We start from the raw sequence: 25977 nt of genomic DNA, 5'->3' as shown, positions 1-25977 counted from the left end.
GCCGTCCCCTTCTCGCCAGTGCCTCTTCGTCCCCGGAAGAAGGTCTCCCTGTCATGGCACGATCGAAACCGCCCCTGCGCGTCCGCATCCCCCGCCTGCTCCTCGCCGCCCTCGTCGTCGCGTCCGGCGCCACCCCGGCCGTGCTGACCGCCCCCGCGCCCGCCCACGCCGCCGTCGCGCTCAACGACAGCGAGGTGACGGCCAACCTGTGGGAGTGGAACTGGAACTCGGTCGCCGCGGCCTGCACCGACCACCTCGGCCCGGCGGGCTACGGCGCGGTCCAGGTCGCGCCGCCCCAGGAGTCGGTCAGCCTGCCCGCCAGCGCCGACGGCGTGCACCCCTGGTACGAGGTGTACCAGCCGGTGTCCTACAAGCTGGAGAGCCGGTTCGGCAGCCGCCAGCAGTTCGCCGCCATGGTCACCGCGTGCCACGCCGCCGGCGTACGCGTCTACGTCGACGCGGTCGTCAACCACATGGCCGGCGTCAACAACCCCGCCGGCACGGTCGGCTACGCCGGCACCACCTTCACCGGCTACGACTACCCGGCGGTGCCGTACGGCCACGGCGACTTCCACCACCCGGGCGACAACTGCCCGACCTCGGGCGGCATCACCGACTGGAACAACGAGTCCCAGGTGACCAGCTGCGAGCTGCTCTCCCTGTCGGACCTCTACACCGAGAAGGAACAGGTCCGCGACAAGATCGCCGCCTACCTCAACGACCTGATCGGGCTGGGCGTGGACGGGTTCCGCGTCGACGCGGTCAAGCACGTCAAGAAGGCGGACTTCGCGGCCATCCTCGGCAAGCTGCACGACACGGTCGCGGAGAACAGGCGTCCGTACGTCGCCCAGGAGATCTTCGACGGCGCCTCGAACGACGCGCTCAAGGCCCGCGCCTTCATCGGCAACGGCGACGTGCTCGACTTCGCCTACGCCAAGGGGCTGCGCTCCAGCTTCCAGGGCTCGATCGCGAACCTCGCGAACATTGCGAACTGGAACCTCGACGCGCCCGGCGCCAACGTCTTCGCCATGGTCACCAACCACGACCTGGAGCGCGACGGGGTGGTGCTGTCCTACAAGAACGGCAGCGACTACACCCTGGCCAACTACTTCGCGCTGGCCTACCCGCACGGCAAGCCCTCGGTCTACGACAGCTTCACCTGGTCCAACCGCAACCAGTCGCCGCCGGCCACCGGCAGCGGCCACGTGACCGACGCCGTCTGCGGCGGCGCCTGGACCTGCCTGACCCGGTCCACCGGGATCAAGGGCATGGTCGGCTGGGCCAACACCGCCCGGGCCGTCAAGACCGTCTCGGACTTCACGGTCGTCAACAGCAACGTCATCGGCTTCCACCGGGGCGACCGCGGGTGGATCGGCATCAACGACTCCGGCGCCGCCAGCACCGCCCAGTTCGTCACCGGCCTCGCCGACGGCGCGTACTGCGACGTCATCTCGGGCGCCGCCACCGCCGCCGGCTGCACCGGCGCCACGGTCACCGTGACCGGCGGCCGGGCCACCGTGACCATCCCCGCCAACGGCGCGGTCGCCATCCACGCCGACGCCCGCGGCGGCCCCGCCGCCAAGGTCGCCACCACGTTCACCGCCACCGCCCCGCTGCCCGCCGACCAGACGCTGCACCTCGTGGGCGACACCCCCGCGCTCGGCAACGGCGACCCGGCCGCCGCCGTGCCGCTCACCCGCACCGGCGACGGCACCTGGACCGCGACCGTGGACCTGCCGGCCGCCACCGTCGTCTCCTACCGCTACCTGGTCAGGAGCGGCACGACGGTGGTCGAGCAGGAGGCGGCCAGCCGCACCTTCACCACCCCGGCCGGCGGGACGACGACCCGGACCGACACCTACCTGCCGGGGCCGGTCGGCGACACCGTCGCCACGACCTTCACCGTCACCGCCGCCGTGACCGCCGGCCAGGAGGTCTACGTCGTCGGCGGCGTCCCGGCGCTGGGCAACTGGGCCCCGGCGAACGCGGTACGGCTGCCCGCCGCCGGCGGGGTGTTCCGCGGCGTGGTCGACCTGCCCCGCTCCACCACGGTGGAGTACAAGTTCATCAAGCGGACCGCGGCCGGGGCCGTCACCTGGGAGTCCGGCGCGAATCGGAGCCTCACCACCCCGGCGGGCGGCAGCCACAGCGTCACCGAGACCTTCCGCGGCGACACCGCCGGGCCGGTCGCCACCGCCTTCCACGCCACCGCCACCACCTCCTTCGGCCAGAACGTGTACGTGGTCGGCAACCTGCCCGCCCTCGGCGGCTGGAACCCCGCGAACGCCGTCGCGCTCTCCCCGGCCGACTACCCGGTCTGGCGGGCCACCGTCAGCCTGCCGCCGAACACCGCCGTCGAGTACAAGTACCTCAAGAAGAACCCCGACGGCTCCGTCACCTGGGAGTCCGGCGCCAACCGGACCTTCACCACCCCGGCGGGCGGCACCGACACCCGCACCGACACCTGGCGCTGACCGACGGCGCCCGACCGGGCGGCCGGCCCCGCACCCCGGGGACCGGCCGTCCGACGGCGTCGGGGATGTCGGCGCCCGCCGGTAGGGTGCCGGCCGTGACGCACACCGACTGGTCCGACGTACCCGGGCGGCTCGCGCGGCTGGCCGCCGAGCCCGGCGCCGAGGGGATCTTCGGCGCCCGCGCCCACCGGTGGAGCCTGGAGCCGGCGCTGCGCGCCGGGGAACTGGCCGAGCTGGAGGGGCAGCTGCGGGTCGAGTTGCCCGAGGAGTACCGGTCGTTCCTGCTCGCGGCGGGCCGGGGCGGGGCCGGGCCCGCGTACGGGCTCTTCCCGCCGCGACGGACCGACGGCCGCTGGGCCTGGGCGGGCGACGGCGCCGAGCTCACCGACCGCGACAGCCTGGCCCGGCCCTTCCCGCACACCGAGGCGTTCAACCCGGCCGACGCCCTGCCCGAGCCGCCCGACGAGGAGGACTTCGACACGGTCGAGGCCTTCAACGACGCCGAGGACGCCTACTGGGAGCGGTACGACGAGGTGGTCTACGCCCCCGGGCACGCGATCGGGCTGCTCTACCTGTGCCACCTCGGCTGCGCGCTGCGGGAGGCGCTGGTGGTCAGCGGTCCGGCGCGGGGCCGGATGTGGGCCGACGACACCGCCGAGGGCGGCGGGTTCCGGCCGCTGCGCGACGACGACGGCACGCCGCTCGGCTTCGCCCGCTGGTACCGGCGCTGGCTGGAGGCGTCGGAGATGTCGGCGCGGGCGGCCACCGTGCGGGGATGACCGCCCCGCAGCTGGCCGCCCGGGTGCCCGGGCCGGCGGAGGGGGACGGGCCGGCCGAGGGGGACGGGCCGGCCGCCGTCCGACGAGATCCCCGCTCGCCACGCTGACGCAGGGCGGCCGCCGGTTCGGACACGGTCCGTAATCTATGGTCAGTGGGGAGTGCCGGTGCGGTGTCCCGGCCTGCGGCATGGGCGGGGCACGGCGCTGCGCGCTTCGAGACCGGTCGCCACGTCCGGTCCGGGAGGTCGGACGCGTGGGCCTGGGCCGAAGCGCACGGCATGTCTGGCGGGCGCCGCTGCCGGGCGCCGCAGGGACGCTGACCGCGGGACGGAGTGGTGACCGATGCGCCGGGCGAGGCGGTGGACAGGTGCGACGCCGGGAGCCGTCGCGGCGACGAGTCCGCCGGCGCCCACAGGCCCATCTCCCGACCGAGACGACCAACTCATCGGGAGTAGGGCATGGGCCTGATCCACATCGAACTGTTCGCCACCCTCGACCTCGTCGGGCAGGCGCCCGGCGGCCCCGACGAGGACCCGGTGGGGTTCCCGTTCGGCGGCTGGCAGGCGCCCCTGCTGGACGAGGTCACCGGGGCGCAGGTCGCCGCCGCGTACGAGGGCACGGACGCCCTCCTGCTCGGCCGGCGGACGTACGACATCTTCGCCGCCCACTGGCCGCACCAGGAGGGTGGCCAGGACGACGAGATCGCCAGGCTCTTCAACAGCGTCCCGAAGTACGTGGCATCCCGCGGCAGGCCCGACCTCTCGTGGGCCGGGTCCACCCAGCTTGGCCCGGACCTGGCCGGCGCGGTGCGCGAGATCCGTGACCGGCACGAGCACGTCAAGGTCGTCGGGAGCCTGAACCTGGTGCAGGCCCTCCTGCGCGAGAAGCTCTTCGACCGGCTCGACCTCTGGGTCCACCCGATCGTGCTCGGCGTCGGGAAGAAGGTGTTCGACGGTGGCGAGGTGCCCACGAACGTCACGCTCCTCGAACCGCCGGTGGCAAATCCGAGGGGCACCGTGTACCTGCGCTACGGGCTCGCCGACGGCACCCCCGCGACGGGGGACATGGGCGCACCCGATCGCGGTGCCGGAGTCGACGACTGAACTCACCCCACGCCGGTGGGTCCCTGTCACCGGCGGGTGAATCCGTCGGGCACGGCCTCGCCGGCGCTTGCTCTCAAGTCCACTTCAACTCCTACCGTCGACACGTCAGACCTGATCGAGCGGACAGGACGTGGTCGGTATGAGCGTGCAGCGGACGGTACTGGTGACCGGGGGGACCGGGCGAGTGGGTGGGCAGGTCGTCGCCCGGCTCGTCGGGGCCGGGGACGTGCGGGTGCGCGTGTTGTCCCGCGATCCGGCGAGCGCCTCGGTGGTCCTGGGGCCGCAGGTGGAGGTGGTCGGCGGTGATCTCGCCGTGCCCGACGGCCTGGGCGCCGCGCTGGACGGTGTGGATGCGCTGTTCCTCGTCTTTCCGTCGGTCACCGCCGACCGGGCGGCCGGTCGGTTGGTGGCGACGCTGGCCAAGCGGGTCGGGCGCATCGTCTATCTGTCCGCCCACGGCGTACCGGACGACCCGGACGGTGCCGCTGAGCCGGACGGGACCATCATGGGCTCCCACGCCCACGTGGAGGCGCTGATCGCAGGGTCGGCCGCCGAGTACGCCTTCCTGCGCTCCAGCGGTTTCGCCGCGAACACCCTGGCGTGGGCGCCGCAGATCCGGCGGTCGGACGTACTGCGGTGGTTCGTGCCCCAGGCCAGCCGGGCCCTGGTGCACGAGGCGGACCTCGGGGCGGTGGCAGCGCAATTGCTGACGGACGACAAGCAACACCGCATCGCCTACCACCTGACCGGCCCCGAGCAGCTCACGCAGGTCGAGCAGCTCGCGGCGATCGGTACCGCGCTCGGCCGGACGCTGCGTTACGAGGAGATGGACTCCGCACAGGCCGCCGCCGAGCTCTTCCCTTCGATGCCGGAGGGCGTGGCCGCTGGCATCATCGCCGGCCACACGGCGATGGTCACGCGACCCGAGCCGGTCACCGACACCGTCCGCCATCTGCTGGGCCGGCCCGCCCTGACGTACGCGCAGTGGGCCCGCGACCACGCCGAGGACTTCACCGGTCGCCGGTAGGGGCCTGTCCGGTCGCCCGGCGCGGCCACCCCACGTCCAGCGTCGCCGCAGGCTACTGTCCCGATCTACGGCTGGAGTGCTACGCCGCCGACGCGGCCCGCGGGCCGTTAGGCCGGGTGCGCTGCGCCAACCCGGCGGTGGAGAGGTCCGAGCGGCCCTGGCCGCCGGCCGGCCGCACCGCGTGCGGCGACGACTGCCCGGAGTCGGACCGGGCCATGCGCAGTGCGCGCTGGGCGTTGTTCCAGGCCGGGCAGGGCCAGGCCTGGTCCGCGCAGAGCAGGTTGCGGCACCCGCCGTCCCCGTCCGGCTCGTGGGCGTCGGCCACGTCCAGGGCGAGCTTCCACAGCAACGGGTCGGTCACCTCGGCGGGACGGTCTGCCTGACGGTCGGACCGGTCGGTGGTGTCGGACACGAGTTTGATCCCCCTTGAGCGCAGGTGCGATCTTCACCTTCTCCAGTTTCCACGCCGGCGAAACATCCACGCCCCTTCCAGGCTGCGGAGTAGGTCACCGGAGGGCTCGCGGCCCGGCCAGGCGACGGCTCGGCCAGGTGGGTCCCGTCGGATCCGGACCACGGCCGGGAGGTCTGGGGCGCGCAGGCCGGGCGAGGGCAGCGGGCCCGGTCGTCACTCGGAGTCGTGCGGGCCTCGCCGCGGCCGGCTCCGGCGCATCCGCAGCGCCGCGACGGCGGCAACTGTCAGCAGGACCGCCAGGGTGGGCCCACCCGCGATGACCACGAGCCCCGCGCCGATGTTGGCGCCGATCCCTCCGGCGGTCAGCACCCGCCAGGCGAGGCCGAGGAGGACGCCGGCCCCGACGAGCGGCACCAGCACCCACCACCACCGGGCATCGAGCCGGCGGCGTGCCGTGGCCCGGAGCAGCCAGGCGAGCGCGAGGACGACGCCGACGCAGGCCAGGACGCCGACGACGCGGTCGCCCGCCGTGCCGAGACTCACGGGCCGGACCGCGTAGTCCAGTTCGACCCCCTCGGCGGCGAGTTGCCGGGCCTCGTCGCCGGTCAGGTCGCCGATGAGCCACCAGGCAGCCACCGGAGCGCACAGGACCAGGGTGAGCGCGGTGATCCGAAACGTCGGTCGGTGCTGCTTCGTCATGCCTGTTGCCTTCTCCCGGCGATCTTGTCCAAGCTGCTCGGCCAAGTATGTGGGTGGCCCTCGGGCGGGGCGTGAGCACACCTACTCAGCACAGGTCCGCACCAGGGCTACCGGTCGGCCCGGCGGCACGGGTATCACCCGTCGTGCGTTCAGTCCGGCAGCAGCGGCATCTCCAGGCCGGGGTCCCGACCGAGCAGCACCGCCCGGGTGAGCGCCCCCGACCCGAACCGGTCGCGCACCGCGTCCACCGCCGCGTCCAGGTCCGCCCCCGGATCGCGGTCGAACGGCAGCGGCGGCTGGACGGGGGAGTCGTCCAGGTTCCCGACCGACACGCCGAGCAGGGTCACGCCCCGCCGCGCGATCTCGGGCAGCGCGGCCCGCAGCAGCGCCCGCGCCGCGGCGAGCAGCGGGGCCGTGTCGGCGGTCGCCTTGGCCACCGTGCGGGAGCGCGTCGCGCGGGTGTAGTCGCCGAAGCGCAGGCGCAGCGTCACCGTCCGGCCGGCCCGCGTCGCCGCCCGCATCCGCCGGGTCACCCGGTCGACCAGGCCGGCGAGGATCGCCTCCAGCTCGGCGGGGGAGTGTCCGACGGCGGCGAGGGCGTGCTGCGCGCCCATCGACCCGCGCCGGCGGCCGACCTGCACCGGCCGGGGGTCGCGGTTGTGCGCCAGGGCGTGCAGGTGCCGACCGGCGCCCGCGCCGAGCAGCGAGACCAGCGTCGCCTCGCCGAGGCGGGCGACCTGCCCGACCGTACGGATGCCCCGCTCGCGCAGCTTCGCCGCGGTCACCGGCCCGACGCCCCACAGCCGCTCCACCGGCAGCGGGTGCAGGAACGCCAGCTCCCCGTCGGGCGGGACGACCAGCAGTCCGTCGGGCTTGGCGACGCCGCTGGCCACCTTGGCGAGGAACTTCGTGCGGGCCACGCCCACGGTGATCGGCAGGCCGACCCGCTCGCTTACTTCCCGACGCAGCCGCGCGGCGATGTCGGCGGGCGGGCCGGCCAGCCGGCGCAGGCCGCCCACGTCGAGGAACGCCTCGTCGATGGAGAGCCCTTCGACGATCGGGGTGGTCCGCCGGAAGATCTCGAACACGGCGCGGCTCGCCGCCGTGTAGGCCGCCATCCTCGGCGCCACGACGATCGCCTCGGGGCAGAGCCGCCGGGCCTGCCGGCCGCCCATCGCGCTGCGGACGCCCCGGGCCTTCGCCTCGTAGCTGCACGCGAGCACCACGCCGCCGCCGACGACCACGGGCCGGCCGCGCAGGCGCGGATCGTCCCGCTGCTCGACCGACGCGTAGAACGCGTCCAGGTCGGCGTGCAGGATGTTGGCCTCGGGCGACACGAACACATGTTCGCACGAAAGCCCGCGACGACGGCACTGACCTGCCCGAACATCGCCGCGGCGATGGCCGCGAACGCGTCCGGGCCGCCGGCACGTGCCCGGCGGAGCATGGCCGGGGCGCGTGGCGGCACCGGTGCCGGACGCCCGCCGGGCCCCGCCGCGGGTTACAGCTCGTCGAACGGGCGGGCGTAGGTGAACCCGCCCCGGAGCGACGGGCGCCAGGCGCTCAGCGGGCGGGCCATGAAGTAGCGCGGCCCCCACGGCTGCGGCGGGGTGACGCCGAGGTCGACCGCCGGGCGGAACCCGAAGCGCGGGTAGTAGTCCGGATGCCCGAGCAGCACCACCAGGGCCTCCTCGCGCGCGTCGGCCGCGCCGAGCACCGCGTGCATCAGCGCGGAGCCGACCCCGCGCCGCTGCCAGTCCGGCAGCACGCCGAGCGGGCCCAACCCCAGCGCGACCGGCTCGCCGGCCACCCGGCCCCGGGTACAGACCACATGGCCGACCACCCCGGCGGTGTCGTCGACCGCGACGAGGGAGAGGGCCGGCAGCCACCCGTCGTCCGCCCGCAGCGCGTCCACCAGCCCCGCCTCGACGGGTACGGCGTCGGGCTTCTCCGGGTCGGCGAAGGCGGTGAGGTGCACCGCCCGGATCGCGTCGACGTCGGCCGGGGTCTCACGTCTGATCAGCACGGGGCCACGATAGGTAGCGCGGTGCACCCGATGCGCGCCATTTATCGGCGCGGCCCGCTCACCCTGTCGGCCCCGACGGCGACGGCGTCGGGCTTACGGAGGGCTTCGTGGGCCGGCGGCGGCGGGCGCGGGCGTCGACGATCCGGTGCACCGCCACCAGCGGCAGCACCCCGACCGGGTACCAGGCGAGGTCGACCGGGTCGAACTGCACCCCGAGCGCGAGCCGCGCCAGCAGGCTGCGCGCCGACAGGGCCGCCGGTACCCCGGTCAGCTGCGACGCCTCGACCGCCCAGCAGAAGGCGATCGCGATCGCGCCGGCCGCCGGCGGCGACAGGCGCGGCCGGAGGAACAGCACGCCGGCCCAGACCATGGACGCGTACAGCGCGGTGCCGGAGTGCTGTTCGAGGCCGCCGTCGGCCGCGGCGCGGACGGCGAGGGCGACGACCAGGAAGAGGGCGGCCGCGGCGAGCAGCAGGATCCGGCACCGCCGAGAGGTGATCGACATTCCGACGATGCTAGGCGCGCCGACCCGGCGTCAGGCCGTGCGGCAGCAGCGTGGCGTCGCGGGACCCGGGCGGGAACCGAGCGGGAAGCGAGGTCAGGACATCGCGGTCGGCGACGGTGGGGCGGTGCCGCCCTGCGGGGCCTCCGCCGTCATCAGCCGGACGATCCGCGCCCGGTCGGCGGCGGAGGGCAGTCCCCACTCGGGGCGGTAGCCGTACACCTCGTGCAGGGGGTGGGAGGCCGTCCGGCCGTCGAGGACCTCGATCGAGTCGGTGTCGATGAGGCCCGGGTGTTCCACGCCGCACGCCTCGGCGACCTTGACCAGGTCCCGGCGCAGCGTCCGGATGTAGTTGGCGGCGCGCACCGACTTCGACCCCGGGTCCACGCCCCGGGCGAGCCACGGGTTCTGGGTGGCGACGCCGGTGGGGCAGGTGTCGGTGTGGCACTTCTGCGCCTGGATGCAGCCGATCGCCAGCATCGCCTCCCGGCCGACGTTGACCATGTCGCAGCCGAGCGCGAACGCCACCACCGCGTTGTCGGGCAGGCCGAGCTTGCCGGCGCCGACGAACACCACCTGCTCGTGCAGCTCGCGCTCGGCGAAGACCTTGTAGACCCGGGCGAAGCCCTGCTGGAACGGCAGCGACACCGAGTCCGTGAAGATCAGCGGCGCGGCGCCGGTGCCGCCCTCGCCGCCGTCGACGGTGACGAAGTCGACCCCGCGCCCGGTCTCGCGCATCAGGGTGGTCAGATCCTCCCAGAAGCCGAGGTCGCCCACCGCGGACTTGATGCCGACCGGCAGGCCGGTCTCGGCGGCGAGCAGCTCCACCCAGTCGAGCAGGCTGTCGCAGTCGGAGAACTCGGCGTGCCGGGACGGGCTGACGCAGTCACGCCCCTGCGGGATGCCCCGGGTCGCGGCGATCTCCGCGGAGACCTTGGCCGCCGGCAGCAGGCCGCCGAGGCTGGGTTTCGCGCCCTGGCTGAGCTTGATCTCCAGCGCCCGCACCGGCGCGCCGGCGACCAGGTCCTTGAGCCGGTCGAGGCTGAACCGGCCGCGTTCGTCGCGGCAGCCAAAGTACGCGGTGCCGATCTGGAAGACCAGGTCACCGCCCTTGCGGTGGTACGGCGACAGCCCGCCCTCGCCGGTGTTCTGCAGGCAGCCGGCCAGGGCCGCGCCCCGGTTGAGCGCCTCGACGGCGTTGCCGGACAGGGACCCGAAGCTCATCCCGGAGATGTTGACCACCGACTCGGGCCGGAACGCGTGGGCGCGGCCCCGCGCGGCACCGAGCACCTTGGCGCACGGCAGCCGCACGTCGTGCCCGGCCCCCGGCGTCGACGGCGGGACGGCCCGACCGAAGGTGCGGTGCTTGATGATCGGATATCCGGGGGTGAACTCGATGTCGTTGTCCGTGCCGAAGCCGAAGTAGTTGTTCTGCTGCTTCGCCGACGCGTACACCCAGCGGCGCTGGTCGCGGGTGAACGGCCGCTCCTCGTTGTTGCCCGCGACGATGTACTGGCGCAACTCCGGCCCGATGGACTCCAGCAGGTATCGGGCCCGGCCGAGGACCGGGAAGGTACGCAGCAACGCGTGGTCGCGCTGGATCAGGTCACGCGCGGCGAGGGCCGCGACGGCGGCGACGGCGGCGGGTACGGCTCGGCTTGCCCACTTCATGCCCGCCACTCTTTCCGCGATCGCCTCCCGCCAAACGGGCCGGCGACCACCGGTCGGCGTCGACGACCCCGGCCGGCGTGCGGCTCAGTGCGGCGCCGGGAGGCGGTGCACGACCAGCATGGCGATGTCGTCGGTCGGCTGCTCGGTGCCGAGGACGCCCATGACCGTGGCGCAGACCTGCTCGGCCGGTGCCGGCCGGACCACGTCGGCGAGCTGGTCGAGGCCGACGTCGATGACCTCGTGGCGGCGTTCGACGAGGCCGTCGGTGAAGCAGACGAGCACCGCGCCCGGCGGGAAGGCCACCTCCGCGCGTTGCCGGGGCGGTGGCCGGCGACCCGTGCCGAGCGGGGGATCGACGTGGACCGCCACGGGTGCGCCCGGCCGGCCCGGCACGGCGAGGACGGGGCGCAGGTGCCCGGCGGCGGAGAGCCGGATGCGGGTCCGGTCGGGGGAGACCATGGCGTAGAGCGCCGTGGTGAGGTTGCCGGCCTCGAAGTGGCCGACCTTGCGGTCGAGGAGGGTCAACGCCTCCGCCGGGTCGTCGCAGACCAGCGCGTAGGCGCGCAGCGCGCTGCGGACGCGTCCCATGATCACGGCGGACTGCAGGCCGTGGCCCGACACGTCGCCGATCACCAGGCCCAGCCAGCCCGAGGGCAGGGGGAACACGTCGTACCAGTCGCCGCCGATCCCGGCGACGTGCCCGGGCACGTACCGGGCGGCCAGGTCCAGGCCCGCCACGCTGGGCAGCTGGGTGGGCAGCAGGCTGCGCTGCAGGGCGAGGGCGGCGTTGTGGTCGAGGTTGTGGGACCGGGTGAGGCTGGCCAGGCTGGCCCGGTCGGCGACCAGCTCCAGCAGGCGGACGTCGTCGGTGGTGAACCGGCGTCGGCCCAGCGTGCCGACGTGCAGCACGCCGATCAGCTCGCCCCGGGCGAACATCGGCACGCCGAGCAGCGACCGCAGCCCCATCGCCAGCAGGATCGGGTTGACCACGGAGTCGGGGGTGACCTCGTCGACGACCACCGGCTGCCGGGTCAGGGCGATCCGGCCGGCGAACCCGCGGCCGACGGAGACGCGGAAACCCCGCCGGACCTCCTCCTCCAGCCCCTTGGCCGCGGTGGCCACGAGCTGCTGCGCGTGCGTGTCCAGCATGAGGATCGCCGCCGTGTCGACGTCGAGCAGGTCCCGGACGCGGTCGAGGAGCTCGTCGAAGAGATCGGCCGCGTCGAGGCGGGACAGCGTCGCGTCGGTCACCGCCTCGATGCGGCGCAACCGTTCGTCGTCCCGGATGAGCCCCTGCTCGGCCACGACAGGATCCTAGCCCTGTCGGCCGCGTGCGCCGCCTTCCGCGCTGCGCCACCGCCCGCCGCCCGTGGGGTCCCGACGATCCGGGCCAGCTGGTCAGGACCGGCGGCGGGTGGCCCGGGCCTGGAGCGTGGGCCGGCGGAGCACCGCGATCCGGTCGCCGCGGGCGCGCAGCGACGTGCGCCCGCCGCGCCCACGTCGTACGGTCAGGTCGATGGTGTGACCGCCGACCCGCACGCCCTCGAGCACGAGGTCCGGCAGCCACTCCGGCAGGTGCGGGTCGACGAAGATCGTCCGCAACGGCGCGGCCGGGCGCAGTGCCAGCAGCGCCTGGATCAGCGCGACGACCGCGCTGGCGGACCAGGCCTGCGGGGAACAGGAGTCCGGGTAGACGCCGGGGTGCGGGTGGGTGTCGTCGCGGGGCAGCCCGCTGAGCACCTCCGGCAGGCGGTGTTCCGTGAAGAGCGCCGCCGCCGAGAACATCCCCTCCGCGAGCCGGTGCAGGTGCTCCCAGCAGCCGTACCGGGCCAGCCCCAGGCCGATGGTGCCCGCCTCGACCGGCCACACGCTGCCCCGGTGGTAGCTGAACGGGTTGTACGCCGGGTGCGCCGAGGACAGGGTGCGTACGCCCCAGCCGCTGAACATGTCGGGGGCGAGCAGCCGGTCGGCGACCAGCGGCGCGAGCCGGGCGGGCACGATCCCGGTGGCCAGCAGGTGACCGTCGTTGGAGTTGACCGAACGCACCTGCCGCTTGTCCGGCCCCAGCGCCAGGGCGTGGCAGCCGTGGTCGGGCATCCAGTAGGCGCGGTGGAAGCGGCGCCGCAGGGCGGCGGCCCGGCGGACCAGCCCGGCGCCGAAGGCGGGGTGACCGGCCGCGGCGAAGACCACCGCGGCGTGCCGCAGCGCCGCGTACCAGTACGCCTGCAACTCGCTGGTCGCGATCGGGTTCGGCACCACCTCGCCGTGCTCGTCGACGATGGCGGTGTCCGAGTCCTTCCACCCCTGGTTCTTCAGGCCGGCGGGGGACCGGCGGTGGTACTCCAGGAAGCCGTCCCGGTCGAGGTCGCCGTACCGGTCGATCCAGCCCAGCACGCGCCGCGCGGTCGGCAGCAGGTCCCGCACCGTGTCGAGGTCACCGGTCCAGGCCAGGTACTGGCCGAGGAAGACCAGGAAGTCCGGGGCGGTCGACCAGTCGCCGTAGTAGCCGTCGAACGGGTCGATCCCGAGCGTGGACACCGGGCCCCGGCGGGCCTCGTGCAGCGGCTTGCCGGGTTCCTCGTCGCGCCAGTCGTCGATGCGCCGCCCGAGGTGGCGGGCGTTGAGCCGCAGGCTGTCCGCCAGCATCGTCGGCCCGGCGAGCAGCGCCTGCCAGGAGGCGGTCATCGTGTCGCGACCGAAGATCTCCTGGTAGATCGGCAGGCCGGCCATGGGTGCCGTCGGCCCGTCCGGTTCGCCCAGCGGCAGCACGGAGAGGTCGTCGACGGCGCACCGCCAGGCGGCGGTGACGTCGAAGTTGCTGCTGCCCAGGCGCGCGAACTCGCGGGCCAGGGTGCCGCGGGCGCGCGCGGCGGCGTCGCCCGGCTCGGCGAAGGTCGGCGGCGGCGCGGCGAGGCGTCGCCCGTCGAAGACGGGTTCGACGAGGAGCTCCACCCGGCGGGACTCCCCGGGCGGCACCGCGACGTCGACCGCCAGGGCGGCGTCGGCGTACCGGACGGGCATGTCGGCCCGTACGCCGATCGCCACCGCCCGGTCGAGGCCGTCGCACCGGTAGGTGAGGCGCAGCTCCCGCTGCCGGTCGTCCCAGCTCGCGTCGACGGCGCCGGACTGCACCCGGCGGCCGGTCTCGGCCTCGCTGGTGTCGGCGAAGTCGGCGGCGAGGTGGATCCGCAGCCGCAGCTCCAGCGGCACGGCCGCGTAGCTGACCACGGTCAGCCGGGTGCGCAGCCCCTCGCCGACGAAGCGCTCCACCAGCAGGTAGGCCGCGCGGGAGGGCAGCGTCTCGCCGTCGCCGAGGGCGGCGTACGACAGCTGGGCGTGTCCCGCCACGTTGGCCGTGCTGAACGGGACCGGCTCGCGGCCGTCCACGCTGAGCCGTTCCGTGCTGAGCACCCGGGTGTTGCGGGCGAAGAAGCCCTGCGGGTCGGCGCCGGTGATCCGGCCGCGGACGTCGGTGACCAGGGTGCTCCAGCCGCTCGCCACGTAGAGCAGGTCGGGGCGGACGCGCAGGTTCCGGACCCGGGTCATCGCGGCCGGGGCGTGCCCGGAGCACGGCGGGCGCGCCGGGCGGGGCGGCCGGGCCGGGGGTGCGCGGGCGTCGACTGCATCGGGTGCACCCCCTGGCCGGCGGCTGCGGGCCGGGGCGCACCGTGGGGTGCCGCCCGGGCCCGTGGACAGCGGTCCCTACCCGCTGCCGCCACCCCTACACCTGTCAGCCCTGCGGCTGGCCGATGTTCACCATCCAGCCGATGCCGTAGCGGTCGACGCACATGCCGAACTCGTCGCCCCACACCTGCTTCTCCAGCGGCATCGTCACGGTGCCACCCTCGGCGAGCCTGCCCCAGTGTCCGCGCAGCTCGTCGGCGTCGTCGCCGCTGAGGCTCACGGAGACGTTGTTGCCGGGGTCGTGCTCCATGCCCGGCGCGGTGTCCGAGGCCATCAGCGTGAAGCCCTGGTCGGTCTCCAGCATGGCGTGCATGATCTTGTCGGTGAGCGCGGGGTCGTCGGTGCCGAACGTGCCGAAGGTGTCCATCGACAGCGAACCGCCGAACACACGCTGGTAGAACTCCATCGCCTCCCGCGCGTTGCCCGGAAAGCTGAAGTACGGGTTGAGTCGAGACGCCACAGCACCCTCCTCCGGTCGTGACTGCCTCATCGTCGCAGATCAGGGGCCTGGCGGGGGCGAGGTACGACCGCGTTTCGCCGGCCCGTCGGGCTCTGCGCCCCGACGGGCCGGCGGCGGCGGTCAGTGGCGGAACGACCGGCGTACGACGCCGCCGACGAGCGCGCACCAGGTGTCGACGTCCAGCTTGCCGTGGGCCGGCAGGCCGTGGGTCCGCTGCACGTCCTTGACGGCCGTCCTGGTCGGGTGGTCGTACTCGCCGGTCACGGTGACCCCGGGGTTGCCCCGGAAGTTCAGCAGGAACTGCACGGCGGTGACCGGCAGGCCGGTGGCGTCCCCGCCCAGCTCCGGCACCAGGGTCTCCCAGGTGGGGGCGGTGAGGGTGGCGTCCACGTCGACTGCGATGCCGTTGCGGTGCTGCCAGTCCTGCACCGCGGCGACGGTGGCGGCGTCGAAGACGCTGTTGACCGGCACGGCGTAGCCGCGGTGGGCCAGCAGGTACTGCACCACCCGGACGGAGGGGGAGCCGACGAAGCGCCACAGGTCCGGCCAGCGGCGGGCCGGCACGTCGCCGAGGTCGGTGCCGAGCGCCTCGAAGACCCGGCGGCGCAGGGCGGGGAACTGCCCGTAGAAGGCCGCTCCGGGGCACTGCGTGGTGCGGAAGTCCCAGTGGCCGAAGATGTCGTGGGCGTGCAGCCCGTACCGCCGGCAGATGGTCGCGCAGAGCGTGACCAGCGAGTCCAGCAGGGCCTCCGGTGGCGTCTCGGTGACGTAGGTGCCCTCGTTCTCGATGCCGATGGCCCGGCCGTTCTCGCCGGGGCAGTGCGCCGAGATCATCTGCCGGTCGCCGGCGCGCAACCGCTCCAGGCTGCCCCGGCGGCCCTCCATCACGTAGCCGCCCCGGCTGATGGTGAAGTGCTGGCCGGTGTCGGACCAGCCGTTGCCGTCCATGTGCAGGTTCTGGCAGTCGCGGGCCAGCTTGACCGCCTGCGCCTCGGAGTAGTCGGTGACGTTCGGGAACGCCATGTGGTGCACGATGATCTTGTTGGTGGGGATGGCGCTGACCGACAGCGGGTCCGCCGGCGGGCGCGCGCCCCACTCGTCGCAGCTGTAGATCCAGTCCAGGTCGGCGGCGGGGTCCGCGTGCGCGGCGCCCGGGAGGGCGAGTTGGCTGCCGACGACCGCGACCGTGGCGGCGCCGAGGCCGGCCCGCAGCAGGGTTCGACGGTCCACTGCGGAATTCTCGACGTGCATGGCATCTCCTCTGCGGCCGGAGGTGGGGGCGGGGCGGCCCCGTGAAAAGGAACTCCAGGCGTCGCGTGTGAAGTGGAGGATATTGCCAAGACTCGACAGTGCGCCAGAGCCGGTGCCGCCCAGTTGCGGGTTTGGGGCGCCTGCTCAGCGGCACAGCGATGTCACCCGTGCGCCTGGCAGGATGGCGGGATGCGGCAGGGAGCGGTCGGGCACGTGCGGCTGGTGGAGCACCAGGGGCGCCAGCTGGTCGAGAAGCGGATGACGGAACCGTCGCGGCACGACACGGAGGTGCTCGCCCTGCGGGCACTCGCTGACACGGGCCTGCCGGTGCCCGAGCTCGTCGAGGTCGGGCCGGGCTCGATCCTCATGACGCTCATGCCGGGCGAGCGCCTGGACAGCGGTGACGCCGAGGTGCGACTCGACGGGCTCCGTGCCTCGGCGACCCTGCTGCGTCGGCTCCACGAGCTGCGGCCGCCCGACGGGCTGCCGGCCGCGCCGGACGATGCGCTGATCATTCGCCGCTACCGCGACGCCGGCGGCCCCCCGCTTCCACTCGCCGTTCCACCGGGCGGCCGCACGGTGTTCTGCCACGGCGACTGGACCGACGGAAACCTCCTCGCCGCGAACGGCGCCGTCACGGCGGTCCTCGACTGGGAAGCGGCCCATCTGGGCGACCCGCTCCGGGAACTGTCGCGGGCAGCCTGGGGCGCGGCGCGCAAGGACCCGCGGTCGTTCGACGCCCTGGTCGAAGGGTACGGAGCCGACCCCGCCATGGTCCGGGCCTGGTTTCCGATCCACGCCGCCGAACTCTGGCTGTGGTTCGCCGAAGCCGGGCCGCCCGAGTACCTCGAACAGCTCACCGGGGAACTGCGGAACCTGTCCCACGCGTGAGGACGAGACGTGCCCCGCTCTGGTCGCCAGGATCTGAGCGTGCGCCCGACCGGACGGCGTCGGCGCTAGAGCACCTGGGAGAGGAAGCGACGCAACCGGGGGTGCTCCGCCCGCTCGAAGATCGCGGCCGGCTCGCCGGCCTCCAGCACCACGCCGCGATCCATGAACGCGACGGTGTCGGCGACCTCGCGGGCGAAACCCATCTCGTGGGTCACCACGACCATCGTCATGCCGCCGGCGGACAGCTCGGCCATCAGCCCGAGCACGCCCTTGACCAGCTCCGGGTCCAGGGCGGAGGTCGCCTCGTCGAAGAGCATCACCTGCGGGCGCAACGCCAGCGCGCGGGCGATCGCGACCCGCTGCTGCTGCCCGCCGGACAGGTGCGCCGGGCGGGCGTCGGCCTTGGCCGCCAGCCCCACCAGTTCCAGGTGCTCGCGGGCGAGGGCCACCGCCTCGTCCTCGCCGAGCTTGCGGATGCGGCGCAGCGCGAGGGTGACGTTGCGCAGCACGCTCATGTGCGGAAAGAGGTTGAACTGCTGGAAGACCATGCCGATCCGCTGCCGCAGGGCGTCCGGGTCGTCGCCCCGCACACTGCGCCCGTCCAGCAGCACGTCGCCGCGGTCGGGCTCGACCAGCCGGTTGATCGTGCGCAGCAGGGTGGACTTGCCCGACCCGGACGGCCCGATCACGCAGGCCGTCGCCCCGCGCGCCACGTCCAGGTCGACCCCGCGCAGCACCCGGTGCGACCCGAAGGCCAGGTGCACGTCGCGGACGCGCAGGCTCACCGAGGTCGTCGTGTCGATGCTCATCGCTGATTCCCTCCCGCCGCACCCGGCAGGGCCAGGTCGAGGTCGTCGTCACCGGGCGCGGTGGCCTGCCGGCCGTGCCGCAGCCGTCGGTCGATCCAGTTGACGGCGTGCGTCAGCGGGACCGTCAGGGTCAGGTAGAACAGCCCGGCCAGCAGCAGCGCGGACTGGTTGCCGGTGTTCGCCGCGTAGTCCTGCCCGATCCGGAACAGCTCGCGCTGGCTGGCCAGCAGGCCGAGGAAGTAGACCAGGCTGGAGTCCTTGATCAGCGCGATCAGCTGGTTCACCCAGGCCGGCAGCACCCGCCGGATCCCCTGCGGGACGATCACCAGGCGCATCGCCTCGCCCCAGGACAGGCCCAGCGCCCGGGCCCCCTCCAGCTGCGCGGCCTCCACCGACTGGATGCCGGAGCGGAAGATCTCGCCGATGTAGGCCGCCGCGATCAGCGACAGCGCCAGGATGCCCAGGGGGTACGGGTTGGGTCCCCACACCCGCATGCCCAGCGGCGCCAGGCCGACCCCGATGAGCAGGATCGTCGCCGCGGCGGGCAGGCCACGGAACACGTCGGTGTAGACCCGCGCCGGCCACCGCAACCATCGGGTACGCGAGATGCCCGCGACGGCCAGCGCCATGCCCAGCACCGAGCCGAGCAGGGCGGCGGAGATCGCCAGGATCAGCGTGTTGGGCAGCCCCACCGTCAACATCTCGGGCAGCGCCTCGCGCATGGAGTCCGCGTCGAAGAAGGTCTCCCACAGGGTGCTCAACGGATCCATCGTTCCTCCTACCGCCCCGCTCGCTCGTCGTCCGTACGTCTCAGGAGGTGGCCGACGCCGACGGCACCGCAACCGTGCCGCTGCCGGGCTTGAAGTCGGCCGGGATCGGGCGGCCCGGGTAGTACTGGGCCTGCAGGCGGCTCCACGTGCCGTCCGCGATCACCTCGTCGAGACCCTTGTCCAGCGCCTCGCGCAGCTTGTCGTTGCCCTTGGCGAACGCGTACGCCGTGGGGGCCGGGCTGAGCAGCTTGGCCGACACGGTGATCCTGCCGCCGCTGTCCGCGGCCGACTTGTCGCCGATCTCGGCGGGGGCGATCCAGGCGTCGGCCGTGCCGGCCTTGAGCTGGTTGATCGCGCCGTTGTAGTCGGGCACCCGCACCGGGTCGAGCCCCTCGCCGGTGGCGTAGTCGTCCTGGACGGTGCCCTGCACGACCACGACCCGCTTGCCGGCGAGCTGGTCGAAGCCGGTGATCGACGAGCCGGCCGGCACGTCGAGTCCGAAGTGGCCGAAGTCGTAGCCGTTGCCGAAGTCGACGGTCTTCTTGCGCGCCTCGGTGATCGTGATCGAGGAGCTGCCGACGTCGAACTTGCGGTTGTTGACCTGGGAGAGCAGGGCGGAGAAGTCCGTGCCGACGAACTCCACCTTCAGGCCGACCTTCGCGGCGACCGCGGTGAGCAGGTCGTTGTCGAAACCGGTGAACCTGCCGTCCTTGAGGTAGACGTTCGGCGGGGCGTCGGTGAGCGTGCCGGCGCGTAGCACGCCCGGCTGGAGCAGGCCGTACGGGTTGTCGGCCGCGCCGGCCGCGTCGTCGCCGCAGGCGGTCAGGGTGGTGGCGGCGAGGACGGCGGCCACGCCGAGGGCGGCGGCCCGGGTGAGGGAGGAAAGGAATCGCACAGGTGTCTCCGAACGAGGTGTTCCGGCGGCGGGCACGGGCGTGCGGCGCCGACGGTGCGCCCGGTGGGCGTACCGCTGGGATGGGTCCTTGAAAAGAGGGGTGGCGCGCCTAGCGCGCGTCGCCGGGGCGACAGGAGGTGGCGCAGACCCGCATCGTGTCGATGTGGCGGCGCCGGGTCAGCGCCGGCGACGGCGGTGCCCCGGCGGGAACCGCCGGTGGGACGCAGATGGGGAAGGACATGGCTCTCCTCGGTCGGTGACGACCTGGGAACCAGGCCGCGCTTGCACCGGAGCCGCTCCGGTGCCTGGTCCTCACCCGGGGCACCCCTGCGCGGACGAGGGTTGCCGGCCAGCGAGCCGGGGCTTGACGCTGGCGCTCATGACCTGCCGACGAGGCTAGCAGCCCGCCACGGTGGGCCGTCCAGCCGTTATGACCACCCTCACGCGCCCTCCGACCGGTCCCCGCTCACTCCTCGATCGCCCCGCCGACCTGCCGCAGGTGCTGCCGGAAGGTGTGGGCGGGGTCGACGGCGCGGCGGGCCAGGTAGTCGGCGAAGCCGGTCTGCTCCCGCAGCGTCTCCCCGGCGCGGATCCGCCGCGCCTGGACCCGCTCGACGGTCCCGATCCGCTCCGCCGCCGCGAACAGCTCGGGGGCGCGGCCGGCGGGCAGGAACAGCACCCCGTCGTCGTCGGCGACGACGAGGTCGTCGGCGGTCACCAGGTGCGGCCCGACCCGGGCGCTGGTGAGCGTCTCCGGCTCCCGCGGGTCCAGGCGGGCCGGACCCGCCGGGAGGCTGCCGTAGCTGAAGACGGGCAGGCCGATCTCCACCAGCTCGGGGGTGTCGCGGTGCAGCCCCCAGACGACGAGGCCGGCGATCCCGGCCGCGACGCCCTCCAGCACCGCCAGGTCCCCGACGCACGCCTCGTCGCTCCGGCCGCCGTTGTCGATGACGAGGACGTCGCCGGCGGCGGCGTTCCCGTACGCCTCCAGGAACACGTCCACGCTGCCGTGGTGACGCACCGGCAGCACCCGGCCCACGAGGCGGTGGCCGGGCACGACCGCCCGGATCCCGGCCGGCGCCACGCGCGGGGGCACGCCGAGGCGTACGCAGGCGTCGGCGATCAGCGGCGTGGACAGGTCGGCGAAGCGCTCCCGCATGACGTCCTCCCGGCGGCGCGGCGAGTCGTGGGCCGCCATCGTAGGGAGCACGGGTGGTGGCGCGGCGAGGTCCAATCCGGTCCCGCTGGCTCGGCCTAGACTGTCCACGTGATCCCGCTCGACGCCGTCGCCGCCGCCTACGGCCGCTGGATCACCCCGGACCTGCCGTTGTACGGCAACGACCACGAACGCTCCGACTTCGCTCCCTGACCGGCCCGGCGCCGCGCCGTCCTCCGGTCCACCTCCGCCACGATCCGGGAGCGATCCGTCATGCCCGTGCCCGACGACACCGAACTCGTACCGCCCGCCGAGCGGCCACCCGCCGGCGGACGACCCACCGACCCCGATCCCACCGACACCTCCGCTCTCGCCGTGCTCCGGGCGCCGCAGACCGCCCGGGTCCTGGCGGCCAGCCTGCTCGGCCGGATTCCGCTGGGCGCGGCCCCGCTGGCCCTGCTGGTGTTCGCCCGCGAGACGATGACGCTGACCGTCGCGGGCCTGCTGGTCGGCGCGTTCACCGCCGGCACCGCGGTGGGCCAGCCGATGCTCGCCCGGATGGCGGAGCGCTGGCGGCAGCCGCCGGTGCTGTGGCTGGCCGTGGCGGCCTCGACGCTCGGCTTCGCGCTCACCGCCGCGCACGTGAACCTGCCGGTGACCGTGCTCGCCGCCGCCCTGGCCGGGGCGGGGGCGCCGCCCTTCGAGTCGTGCCTGCGGGTGCTCTGGCGCGACCTCCTCCCCGCGCACCGGGTGCAGACCGCGTACACCCTGGACATCGCCGTGCAGGAGGCGATCTTCATCCTCGGCCCGGTGGTCACGCTCGCCGCCGTGGGCCTGGCCGGCCCGGCCGGCGGTCTGGCCGCCGCCGCGCTCTTCCAGGCCGCCGGTACCGCGTGGTTCGCCACGACCGACGCGGTCCGACGCTGGCGCGGCGGGCCGGCGGTACGGCACTGGGCCGGGCCGCTGCGGGCCGGCCGGCTCCGGTTGGTCCTGGCCGCGCTGCTGCTGGTCGGCGCGGCGGTGGGCAGCGTGACCGTCGCCGCGACCGGGTACGCCGAGTCGGCCGGGGCCCGTTCCTGGGCGGGCTGGCTGCTCGCCGCGCAGGCCACCGGGGCGCTGGTCGGCGGCCTGCTCTACGTGCGCTTCGGCGGTCTGCGCCGCTACGCCACCCTGCCGCGCGCCGTCGGGGTCTTCGCCGTTGGCTACCTGCCGCTGCTGCTCACCCCGGCCCCGGCGGTGATGCTGGCGCTGATGGCGGTCAGCGGACTCGCGCTTCCGGCGCTGCTCACCATCGCCTTCGTGGCGATCGACGACGTGGCGCCCGCCGGCACGGTGGCCGAGGCGTTCGCCTGGGCGGCGACGGCGTTCTCGGTCGGCAGCGCGGGTGGCGCGGCGGCGGCCGGGGCGCTGCTGGACGCGGCGGGGCAGGTGACCGTCGGCTTCCTGATCGCCCCGCTGGCCGCCGCCGCGGCGTGCGGGATCGCGCTGGTGGCCGCCCGCACGCACGACCGCGGCGGGGCGGCGGGCTGATCGAAGGGCCGGGCACCGGCGACGCCGGGGACTACTTCCCGGCGCAGCGGGAAAGGGGCGGCGGCGGGGAGCCGAACGGATCGGGGGTGCCGTGGAAGCGGTCGTGGTCGGCGTGGTGATCGTGGTCGCGCTCCTGGCGCTCGTCGGCGCGCTGAGCGTCCGGCTGGTGCAGCAGTACCAGCGCGGCGTCGTGTTCCGCTTCGGCCGGGTGCTGACGCCGGTGCGGGAGCCCGGCCTGCGGCTGATCGTCCCCGTCGCCGACCGGATGGTCCGGGTCAGCATGCAGACGACCGTGATCGGGGTGCCCCCGCAGGGGGCGATCACCCGGGACAACGTCACCCTCACCGTCGACGCGGTGGTCTACTATCGGGTCGTCGACCCGGTGAAGGCGCTGGTCAACGTCCGGGACTACCCCTCGGCCGTGCTCCAGGTGGCGCAGACCGCCCTGCGTTCGGTGATCGGCAAGGCCGACCTGGACACCGTGCTGGGTGACCGGGACCGGGTCAACGCCGAGCTGAAGGCGGTCATCGACGCGCCCACGGAGGAGCCGTGGGGGCTGCTGATCGAGCGGGTCGAGGTCAAGGACGTCGCGCTGCCCGAGGGGATGAAACGGTCGATGTCCCGCCAGGCCGAGGCGGAACGCGAACGCCGCGCCCGGGTGATCGCCGCCGACGGCGAGTACCAGGCGTCCCGCCGCCTCGCCGACGCGTCCCGGGCGATGGCGAGCACGCCGGGGGCCTACCAGCTGCGGCTGCTCCAGACGGTGGTGGACGTGGCGGCGGAGAAGAACAGCACCCTGGTGATGCCGTTCCCGGTGGAGCTGCTGCGCTTCTTCGACAAGTTCACCCGCGACGCGGAGCCGCCGGCCGAGCGCCCGCCCGCCGGGCCGCCGGAACCCGCCGCGCCGGTGACCGGCGACGGCCACCGGCAGCCGCAGGCCTGAGTCGGGGCGGCGGGGAGGCTCAGGCCGTGGCCGCCGACTCCGCCGCGGGCTCGCCGGGCTGCCCGGGTACGACCGCCGTCGACACCCGCGGCATCGTGAACACGAAGCGCGTCCCGTCGCGGTACGCCTCGTCCAGGCCCAGCGTCCCGCCGTGGAACTCGACGACCTTCTTGCACACCGCGAGCCCGATGCCGGTGCCCGGGTACGCGCCCCGGGGGTGCAGGCGCTGGAAGATGACGAAGATCTTCTCGGCGTACCGCGGGTCGATGCCGATGCCGTTGTCCTCGACGGCGAAGGACCAGGCATCCCCGGTGTCCGTCACCGTCACCCGGATCAGCGGCGCCCGGTCGGGGCTGCGGAACTTGACCGCGTTGCCGAGCAGGTTCTGCCAGAGCATGGTCAGCAGGGTCGGCTCGCCCCGTACGGTGGGCAGCGGGTCGCGGGTGATCGTCGCGCCGGACTCCTCCACCGCCCGGGACAGGTTCGCCTCGGCCTGCGCGAACACCTCGGCCAGGTCGACCTCCCGCAGGTCGCCGTAGACCCGGCCGATCCGCGAGAAGGTGAGCAGGTCGCTGATCAGCTCCTGCATCCGGCTCGCCCCGTCGACGGCGAAGCCGATGTACTGCCGGGCCCGGTCGTCGAGCTGGTCGGCGTAGCGGCGCTCCAGCATCTGGCAGAACGACGCCACCTTGCGCAGCGGCTCCTGCAGGTCGTGCGACGCGACGTACGCGAACTGCTCCAGGTCCTCGTTGGAGCGGCGCAGCTCGGCCGCCTGCTGCTCCAGCGCGTCCCGGTCGTGCTGGCTGCGCTCCCACGCCTCCACCACCGCGCGGCGCATCGTCTCCACGTCGCTGGTCAGCCGGGCGATGTCGGCCGGGCCGTCGGGCCGCAGCCGGTGCCGGAAGTCGCCGCCGGCCACCTGCCGCACCGAGGCGCCCAGCCGGTCCAGGGGCCGCAGGATCCTCGTGCGCACCAGCACGGATCCGACGATCCCGCACAGCAGCAGGGCCGCCAGGATCGCCACGAACGTCAGGTCCCGCAGCGCCCGCGCGCCGTCGAGGTCGTCCCGGCCGGCGTCCCGGATCCCGTCCAGGCGGCCGACCAGCCCGGTCAGCTCGGCGCGGACCGCCGTGAAGGTCTCCGCGTCCCCGGTCACCAGCGGCGCCAGCTGCTCCGGCGTCGCGCCGGCCTGCCGGGAGGCGACCAGGCGCTCGGCGAACTCCGTGCGCCAGCGGTCGGCCAGCCGCTGCGCCCGGTCCAGGTCGCCCAGCGCCTCCGGCTCGTCGGCGAGCAGGCCGCGCAGCCGGGACATGGTGGCGCGTTCGCTCTCGACGCCCTGCCGGTACGAGTCGAGGAACCGCGGGTCGCCGGTGACGACGTGGCCGCGTACGGCCGCCGCCTGGGCGAGTAGGCCGCTGTCGAGCTGGCCGACCGCCGTACGGGCCGGGGCGACCCGGTCGGCGAGGTCGTTGGAGACCGCGGCGGTGTGCCGCAGCGCGGCGGCGCCCGCGCCACCGCCGAGCAGGACCAGGGCGGTCATCGTCAGCAACAGGACAGTGAGCCACCGACGGGTCGTCATCGGCCGACGGGTCGCTGCCTCGGGAGTCGCCTCGCTGCCCACGGCCTGCACCCTAGTGCAGTCGGCGGGGCGGGAGCGCGGCGCGCGGCGTGCTTGCCGGCGGGTGCTACCAGTGGCGTGTGTCCGTAACCGACCATGCCGCCACCCGCCGGGACGTCCCGGACGTCCGGGGGCCGGAAGCAGCCGTTGCGCCGATGGCCGCGCCGGCTCCCGCGACCACAATGACCCCCGGAGGCGGCCCCACCGCCTCCGCAGCCGGGGAGGTGAACGCGTGACGGGCTGGCAGGTCTCCGGCTACCGGCCGGTGCGGCAGCTCGGCGCGGGCGCGTCCGGCCGGGTGGACCTCGCCGTGCACGACGCGACGGGCACACCGGTCGCGATCAAGTACCTCACCGGCGGCATCGGCGACGATCCGGCGTTCCGCACCGCGTTCCGCGCCGAGGCCCGGCTGCTCGCCGGGATCGACGACCCGCACGTCTCCCGCCTCTACGAGTACGTCGAGTCGCCCGGCGGCGCGGCGATCGTCATGGAGCTGGTCAACGGCGTGTCCCTGCGGCAGATGCTGCGCGCGCACGGAGCGACGACCCCGGAGTCGGCGCTCTGCGTCCTCAAGGGCTCGCTGGCCGGGCTCGGCGCGGCACACGCCCGGGGCGTGGTGCACCGCGACTACAAGCCGGAGAACGTCCTGGTCACCGCCGAGGGCACCAGCAAGCTGGCGGACTTCGGGATCGCCATGCCGGTGGGCGAGAGCTCGGGCGTCAGCGTCACCGGCACCCCCCGCTACATGGCGCCCGAGCAGTGGACGGGCGCGCCGGCGAGCCCGGCCTGCGACATCTACGCGGCCACCGCCACCTTCTACGAGTGCCTCACCGGCCGGCCGCCCTTCGACGGGCGGGACCTGCTCACCCTGCGCCAGCAGCACGCCCGCGCGCCGGTCCCCACCGACCCGGCCCCCGAGCCGGTGCACGACCTGCTGCGGCACGGCATGGCCAAGCAACCGGCCGAGCGGCCGCAGCCCGCCCAGGTCTTCCTCGCCGTGCTGGAGCGGGTGGCCGCCGAGGCGTACGGGCCGCGGTGGGAGGAGCGCGGCCTGCGCGAGCTGGCCCGGCGGGCGGCCCTGCTCGCCGCCCTCTTCCCGTTCCCGGACGGCACCGGCGGGGCCACCAGCCTCGCCAGCACCGCGTTCGGCGAGGAGCCGGGCCGGTGGACGTGGCTGCGGTCCGGCCGCGCCCGGGCGGCGCTGGTCGGCGGCGGGCTGGCGGCGGCGCTGCTGCTCGGTGGCGCCGGGCTCAGCTACGTCGGCCGCGACGAGCCGC

Annotated in this window: 23 protein-coding genes and 1 riboswitch; of the genes, 8 read left to right on the top strand and 15 right to left on the bottom strand. The window is 74.5% G+C overall.

All coding sequences use genetic code 11. The features are described 5' to 3' along the window. Nucleotides 1-53: 53 nt before the first annotated feature. The 4 genes from AB0G08_RS24675 to AB0G08_RS24660 all read left to right on the top strand — a co-directional run bounded on the left by AB0G08_RS24675 (nucleotide 54) and on the right by AB0G08_RS24660 (nucleotide 5383). Nucleotides 54-2474 (top strand): carbohydrate-binding module family 20 domain-containing protein, encoded by a 2421-nt coding sequence (locus AB0G08_RS24675; protein WP_358091901.1) that lies wholly within the window; start codon nucleotides 54-56, stop codon nucleotides 2472-2474. A gap of 95 nt (nucleotides 2475-2569) precedes the next feature. Continuing rightward, nucleotides 2570-3253 (top strand): SMI1/KNR4 family protein, encoded by a 684-nt coding sequence (locus AB0G08_RS24670; protein WP_358091899.1) that lies wholly within the window; start codon nucleotides 2570-2572, stop codon nucleotides 3251-3253. A gap of 458 nt (nucleotides 3254-3711) precedes the next feature. Continuing rightward, the gene (locus tag AB0G08_RS24665; protein ID WP_358091897.1) at nucleotides 3712-4356 is read left to right on the top strand and encodes a dihydrofolate reductase family protein; all 645 of its coding nucleotides are present in this window, start codon (nucleotides 3712-3714) and stop codon (nucleotides 4354-4356) included. Nucleotides 4357-4495: 139 nt separating this feature from the next. Further along, nucleotides 4496-5383 (top strand): NmrA family NAD(P)-binding protein, encoded by an 888-nt coding sequence (locus AB0G08_RS24660; RefSeq protein WP_358091895.1) that lies wholly within the window; start codon nucleotides 4496-4498, stop codon nucleotides 5381-5383. 79 nt (nucleotides 5384-5462) lie between these two features. Here AB0G08_RS24660 and AB0G08_RS24655 read toward each other — a convergent pair whose 3' ends face one another. From AB0G08_RS24655 to AB0G08_RS24610, 10 genes are all read right to left on the bottom strand, one after another. Continuing rightward, a complete protein-coding gene (locus AB0G08_RS24655; RefSeq protein ID WP_358091893.1) occupies nucleotides 5463-5795 on the bottom strand; it encodes a hypothetical protein in 333 nt (110 codons plus the stop codon). Nucleotides 5796-6008: 213 nt separating this feature from the next. Then, nucleotides 6009-6494: a hypothetical protein gene (locus AB0G08_RS24650; protein ID WP_358091891.1), complete on the bottom strand. Its 486-nt coding sequence runs from the start codon at nucleotides 6492-6494 to the stop codon at nucleotides 6009-6011. Nucleotides 6495-6643: 149 nt separating this feature from the next. Next, nucleotides 6644-7831, bottom strand: a complete 1188-nt coding sequence (gene dinB, locus AB0G08_RS24645) for a DNA polymerase IV (protein WP_358091889.1) — start codon at nucleotides 7829-7831, stop codon at nucleotides 6644-6646. A 164-nt stretch (nucleotides 7832-7995) separates the two neighbouring features. Further along, nucleotides 7996-8520, bottom strand: coding sequence for an N-acetyltransferase (locus tag AB0G08_RS24640; RefSeq protein ID WP_358091887.1), 525 nt, complete (start codon nucleotides 8518-8520; stop codon nucleotides 7996-7998). 58 nt (nucleotides 8521-8578) lie between these two features. Continuing rightward, nucleotides 8579-9025, bottom strand: coding sequence for a DUF2809 domain-containing protein (locus AB0G08_RS24635; protein ID WP_358091885.1), 447 nt, complete (start codon nucleotides 9023-9025; stop codon nucleotides 8579-8581). Nucleotides 9026-9118: 93 nt separating this feature from the next. Further along, the gene (locus AB0G08_RS24630; protein WP_358091883.1) at nucleotides 9119-10693 is read right to left on the bottom strand and encodes an FMN-binding glutamate synthase family protein; all 1575 of its coding nucleotides are present in this window, start codon (nucleotides 10691-10693) and stop codon (nucleotides 9119-9121) included. An 84-nt stretch (nucleotides 10694-10777) separates the two neighbouring features. After that, entirely contained in the window at nucleotides 10778-11998 is a 1221-nt protein-coding gene (locus AB0G08_RS24625; protein WP_358091881.1) for a GAF domain-containing SpoIIE family protein phosphatase, read from the bottom strand. Nucleotides 11999-12091: 93 nt separating this feature from the next. Next, nucleotides 12092-14239, bottom strand: coding sequence for a glycogen debranching N-terminal domain-containing protein (locus tag AB0G08_RS24620; RefSeq protein WP_358091879.1), 2148 nt, complete (start codon nucleotides 14237-14239; stop codon nucleotides 12092-12094). 184 nt (nucleotides 14240-14423) lie between these two features. After that, nucleotides 14424-14837 (bottom strand): VOC family protein, encoded by a 414-nt coding sequence (locus AB0G08_RS24615; protein ID WP_358091878.1) that lies wholly within the window; start codon nucleotides 14835-14837, stop codon nucleotides 14424-14426. 120 nt (nucleotides 14838-14957) lie between these two features. Next, nucleotides 14958-16067: an N-acetylmuramoyl-L-alanine amidase gene (locus AB0G08_RS24610; protein ID WP_358091877.1), complete on the bottom strand. Its 1110-nt coding sequence runs from the start codon at nucleotides 16065-16067 to the stop codon at nucleotides 14958-14960. Between the two features lie 210 nt (nucleotides 16068-16277). Between AB0G08_RS24610 and AB0G08_RS24605 the strand changes: the two genes are divergently transcribed. Further along, nucleotides 16278-16979 (top strand): phosphotransferase, encoded by a 702-nt coding sequence (locus tag AB0G08_RS24605; RefSeq protein ID WP_358091875.1) that lies wholly within the window; start codon nucleotides 16278-16280, stop codon nucleotides 16977-16979. Nucleotides 16980-17044: 65 nt separating this feature from the next. Here AB0G08_RS24605 and AB0G08_RS24600 read toward each other — a convergent pair whose 3' ends face one another. From AB0G08_RS24600 to AB0G08_RS24585, 4 genes are all read right to left on the bottom strand, one after another. After that, nucleotides 17045-17782 (bottom strand): amino acid ABC transporter ATP-binding protein, encoded by a 738-nt coding sequence (locus tag AB0G08_RS24600; RefSeq protein WP_358091929.1) that lies wholly within the window; start codon nucleotides 17780-17782, stop codon nucleotides 17045-17047. Nucleotides 17783-17784: 2 nt separating this feature from the next. Beyond that, entirely contained in the window at nucleotides 17785-18558 is a 774-nt protein-coding gene (locus AB0G08_RS24595; RefSeq protein ID WP_358091873.1) for an amino acid ABC transporter permease, read from the bottom strand. Nucleotides 18559-18598: 40 nt separating this feature from the next. Then, a complete protein-coding gene (locus tag AB0G08_RS24590; protein ID WP_358091871.1) occupies nucleotides 18599-19453 on the bottom strand; it encodes an ABC transporter substrate-binding protein in 855 nt (284 codons plus the stop codon). A gap of 273 nt (nucleotides 19454-19726) precedes the next feature. Beyond that, a riboswitch (SAM riboswitch) is annotated at nucleotides 19727-19838 on the bottom strand. A gap of 81 nt (nucleotides 19839-19919) precedes the next feature. Beyond that, complete coding sequence (locus AB0G08_RS24585) at nucleotides 19920-20612, bottom strand: RraA family protein (protein WP_358091869.1); 693 nt, start codon at nucleotides 20610-20612, stop codon at nucleotides 19920-19922. A 270-nt stretch (nucleotides 20613-20882) separates the two neighbouring features. Between AB0G08_RS24585 and AB0G08_RS24580 the strand changes: the two genes are divergently transcribed. Both AB0G08_RS24580 and AB0G08_RS24575 read left to right on the top strand, forming a co-directional pair. Continuing rightward, a complete protein-coding gene (locus tag AB0G08_RS24580) occupies nucleotides 20883-22139 on the top strand; it encodes an MFS transporter (protein ID WP_358091867.1) in 1257 nt (418 codons plus the stop codon). A gap of 91 nt (nucleotides 22140-22230) precedes the next feature. Further along, the gene (locus AB0G08_RS24575) at nucleotides 22231-23082 is read left to right on the top strand and encodes an SPFH domain-containing protein (RefSeq protein WP_358091865.1); all 852 of its coding nucleotides are present in this window, start codon (nucleotides 22231-22233) and stop codon (nucleotides 23080-23082) included. A gap of 19 nt (nucleotides 23083-23101) precedes the next feature. On the opposite strand, the gene AB0G08_RS24570 is transcribed toward AB0G08_RS24575, so the two are convergent. Then, nucleotides 23102-24661: an ATP-binding protein gene (locus AB0G08_RS24570; protein WP_358091863.1), complete on the bottom strand. Its 1560-nt coding sequence runs from the start codon at nucleotides 24659-24661 to the stop codon at nucleotides 23102-23104. A gap of 271 nt (nucleotides 24662-24932) precedes the next feature. Between AB0G08_RS24570 and AB0G08_RS24565 the strand changes: the two genes are divergently transcribed. Then, nucleotides 24933-25977, top strand: a 1045-nt coding sequence (locus tag AB0G08_RS24565; protein ID WP_358091861.1) for a serine/threonine-protein kinase, incomplete at its 3' end; no start/stop codon positions are given.

This window comes from Micromonospora sp. NPDC023644, from assembly GCF_040640115.1.
In the GTDB taxonomy this organism is placed as follows: Bacteria; Actinomycetota; Actinomycetes; order Mycobacteriales; family Micromonosporaceae; genus Micromonospora.
This window is presented reverse-complemented; position numbering and strand designations above follow the sequence as displayed.

Bases quoted from the DNA above. Each gene is read 5' to 3' on its own strand.
- AB0G08_RS24675 (WP_358091901.1), top strand. From the start codon at position 54: ATGGCACGATCGAAACCGCCCCTGCGCGTCCGCATCCCCCGCCTGCTC.
- AB0G08_RS24665 (WP_358091897.1), top strand. From the start codon at position 3,712: ATGGGCCTGATCCACATCGAACTGTTCGCCACCCTCGACCTCGTCGGG.
- AB0G08_RS24660 (WP_358091895.1), top strand. From the start codon at position 4,496: ATGAGCGTGCAGCGGACGGTACTGGTGACCGGGGGGACCGGGCGAGTG.
- AB0G08_RS24650 (WP_358091891.1), bottom strand. From the start codon at position 6,494: ATGACGAAGCAGCACCGACCGACGTTTCGGATCACCGCGCTCACCCTG.
- AB0G08_RS24635 (WP_358091885.1), bottom strand. From the start codon at position 9,025: ATGTCGATCACCTCTCGGCGGTGCCGGATCCTGCTGCTCGCCGCGGCC.
- AB0G08_RS24630 (WP_358091883.1), bottom strand. From the start codon at position 10,693: ATGAAGTGGGCAAGCCGAGCCGTACCCGCCGCCGTCGCCGCCGTCGCG.
- AB0G08_RS24620 (WP_358091879.1), bottom strand. From the start codon at position 14,239: ATGACCCGGGTCCGGAACCTGCGCGTCCGCCCCGACCTGCTCTACGTG.
- AB0G08_RS24605 (WP_358091875.1), top strand. From the start codon at position 16,278: ATGCGGCAGGGAGCGGTCGGGCACGTGCGGCTGGTGGAGCACCAGGGG.
- AB0G08_RS24595 (WP_358091873.1), bottom strand. From the start codon at position 18,558: ATGGATCCGTTGAGCACCCTGTGGGAGACCTTCTTCGACGCGGACTCC.
- AB0G08_RS24585 (WP_358091869.1), bottom strand. From the start codon at position 20,612: ATGCGGGAGCGCTTCGCCGACCTGTCCACGCCGCTGATCGCCGACGCC.
- AB0G08_RS24580 (WP_358091867.1), top strand. From the start codon at position 20,883: ATGCCCGTGCCCGACGACACCGAACTCGTACCGCCCGCCGAGCGGCCA.
- AB0G08_RS24570 (WP_358091863.1), bottom strand. From the start codon at position 24,661: ATGACGACCCGTCGGTGGCTCACTGTCCTGTTGCTGACGATGACCGCC.